This window comes from Nitrospira sp. BLG_2, from assembly GCF_049222245.1.
Genome location: NZ_JBLYIG010000094.1, coordinates 1 through 2,417, shown reverse-complemented (window position 1 = coordinate 2,417; position 2,417 = coordinate 1). Strand labels below are relative to the sequence as shown.

The window sequence follows — 2,417 nt, the reverse complement described above, 5'->3', positions numbered from 1 at the left end:
GGCGAACGACGAAGACTGGTGGACCATAGGGCGCTGTTCTTGACAGCTATATACTAAAACTTGCATATTTATAACGTGACAGGAAAAGCAATTCGGTGGCTTGGATCGTCGAGGCATGACTTACAGACATTTCCGCCGGATGCCAGGCGGCTCGCCGGCTTTCAGCTTCGACAGATTCAGCAGGGATTGGAGCCAGTCGATTGGAAACCAATGTCGACAATCGGTCCCGGTGTCCGTGAAATCAGAGTTCATACCGCGCTGGAGCACCGTGTCTGTTACATTGCCAAGTTTGAGGAGGCGATCTATGTGCTTCATGCCTTTGAGAAGCGTACGAGGAAGACGTCACAACGCGATCTCGATCTGGCCAGGCGACGCTACCAAGCCCTCGTGGCGCAGCGTTGAACGACAGGAAGAAAACGAGAAAGGAAAAGTATCATGAAGCTGAAGATCACACCGTCCACCGGAAACGTATTCCGTGACCTTGGATTTCGTCGTGAGGAGGCCGAACATCTGCTGGTCCGGGCGGATCTCATGATTCAAATACAGAAGCTCATTGCGTCTCGCAGACTCAAACAGAAGGCTGTCGCCAAGACGCTCGGCGTGACTCAGCCCCGAGTCAGCGATCTCCTCCGGGGGCGTATCGATCTTTTTAGTACCGACGCGCTTATCGATATGCTCGCTCGCCTCGGCGCGACCGTTCGTCTGACCATCAAAGTTCGTCGTGCGGCGTGACATGCCCTGATCGGACCGACCCTCTTCACACAGATCTTTGCCTAGTTCATTCAGACCGACTCTTCTCTCAGCACTCAGCACTCAACGCTGGGCATTTCTTTTGAGCTTCCCGGCGCACCATTCATCATCGCCTCGCTCATGCTCCTCAGTGCCGCCGCGATCGCATGGCGAACGACGAAAGCGGAGGGATAGATTGGTTGAGGCTCGTGTGGATTTCGATACGAGGCGGATTGTATTAAGAGGTCTATTACTGTATATACACCAGGGTGTTTACGTGGGAGGTTGCGAAGGCGATCGCCAATTGAGAAACATGGCGTGTCGTTCGAAGAAGCGGCAACCGTTTTTGGCGATGCCAATGGGCTCGACTGGGACGATCCTGCACACTCAACCCAAGAGCGTCGGTTCAAACGACTCGGTCACTCGGTGAGTGATCGAGTCTTGCTCGTGGTGTATACCGTACGGGGGATGGGACATGAAAAAGAAACATTCCGGATCATCAGTGCGCGGCCGGCGAGTCGGCGGGAACGCCAAGCCTATACCCGATTCGCAGATTGATTTTTCGGACGTTCCGGAGTCTACGGCCGAAGAGCTTCGACGCGCGCGCCGGGTAGGAAGACCGTCCAGCGGAATGGCGAAACAGCTGATCGCCATCCGTCTCTCGCCACGGCTCTTGAGTCAGTTGCGAAAAATGGCCGCCAAACGCGGGAAACCCTATCAGACACTTATTCACGAATTATTGGAAAAGGCCACAGCTCACGCGGCGTGAGGCAGCACCGATGCACTCATCGATATGCTCGCTCGCCTCGACCGTTCGCCTGACCGTCAAGATTCATCGTGCAGCGTGATCTTGTTTTCGTGGTAGGAATCAATGCTCATGCCTAATCTCCGTACATGCAAGTGCATAAGGTATGTCGCATTGGCATGCACAATGCCAGATCTAACTCCAAATGCCTATCTTGTGGGGGTAAGATTAGATTGTCGTGAATCTCAATGACTACGAGACGAAGTATCTTGCGATCTATCAAGCCTTCGCTGAGACGGTCCGCTTTATCCTAAGAAAAGCCTTCTTGGCCGCTGAGAGTCTGCCACGGCCTCAGTCAATCCAATATCGAGCTAAAGATATCGAAAGCCTGCGGCGTCGCTTAGCAGAAGAAGGTAAGCTGTCCACACCGTCATTAGAGCTTGATCGGCGCGATCTTGCTGGAGTGCGAATAATCTTCTACACCAACAATGACGTTAACCGTTTCATACAATCATCACTAGTTCACGATAATTTTGAGGTTGAGCCGGATTCAACCAAGATCTATCACCCCACCCCTGAAAAACAAGGAGAACAATACCGAGGAATTCACTATACGGTAAGGCTAGGTGCCGATCGGATTCGGTTCCCCGAGTATGCACAATTTGTTGGCCTTCGCTGCGAGATTCAGATTCAAACCATTCTGGGGCACGCCTGGGCCGAAACCTCCCACGACATTCTCTATAAGAACAAGATGGGTAACGATTTCGGCGCGAGAGCCATGGCTGATATAAAGCGTAGATTTGATCGGATCGCGGACAAGTATCTGGTCCCAGCTGGATATGAACTGCAAAAGGCGCAGAAGGAGTTTGAACAACTCCTTCAGGGAAAGCAGATGTTCGATCAAGATATCTCCACGTTGCTCGACAAAGCACAAAACAACAAC

At 52.3% G+C, this 2,417-nt stretch carries 5 protein-coding genes; all 5 read left to right on the top strand.

Annotation, left to right across the window (positions count from 1 at the left end; genetic code table 11):
- Positions 1-75 precede the first annotated feature (75 nt).
- Positions 76-402 (top strand): type II toxin-antitoxin system RelE/ParE family toxin, encoded by a 327-nt coding sequence (locus ACOSYY_RS02805; RefSeq protein WP_421660752.1) that lies wholly within the window; start codon positions 76-78, stop codon positions 400-402.
- 33 nt (positions 403-435) lie between these two features.
- On the top strand, positions 436-732 hold the full coding sequence (locus tag ACOSYY_RS02800; RefSeq protein WP_421660751.1) for a helix-turn-helix domain-containing protein: 297 nt from the start codon (positions 436-438) through the stop codon (positions 730-732).
- A gap of 315 nt (positions 733-1,047) precedes the next feature.
- Positions 1,048-1,287 (top strand): BrnT family toxin, encoded by a 240-nt coding sequence (locus ACOSYY_RS02795; RefSeq protein WP_421660750.1) that lies wholly within the window; start codon positions 1,048-1,050, stop codon positions 1,285-1,287.
- Complete coding sequence (locus ACOSYY_RS02790; protein WP_421660749.1) at positions 1,205-1,498, top strand: BrnA antitoxin family protein; 294 nt, start codon at positions 1,205-1,207, stop codon at positions 1,496-1,498. The genes ACOSYY_RS02795 and ACOSYY_RS02790 overlap by 83 nt, the downstream gene beginning before the upstream one ends.
- A gap of 214 nt (positions 1,499-1,712) precedes the next feature.
- Positions 1,713-2,417: GTP pyrophosphokinase (locus tag ACOSYY_RS02785; protein WP_421660748.1), on the top strand; the 705-nt coding region annotated here is incomplete at its 3' end.

Coding starts and splice junctions, on each gene's coding strand:
- ACOSYY_RS02800 (WP_421660751.1), top strand. CDS start 436: ATGAAGCTGAAGATCACACCGTCCACCGGAAACGTATTCCGTGACCTT.
- ACOSYY_RS02790 (WP_421660749.1), top strand. CDS start 1,205: ATGAAAAAGAAACATTCCGGATCATCAGTGCGCGGCCGGCGAGTCGGC.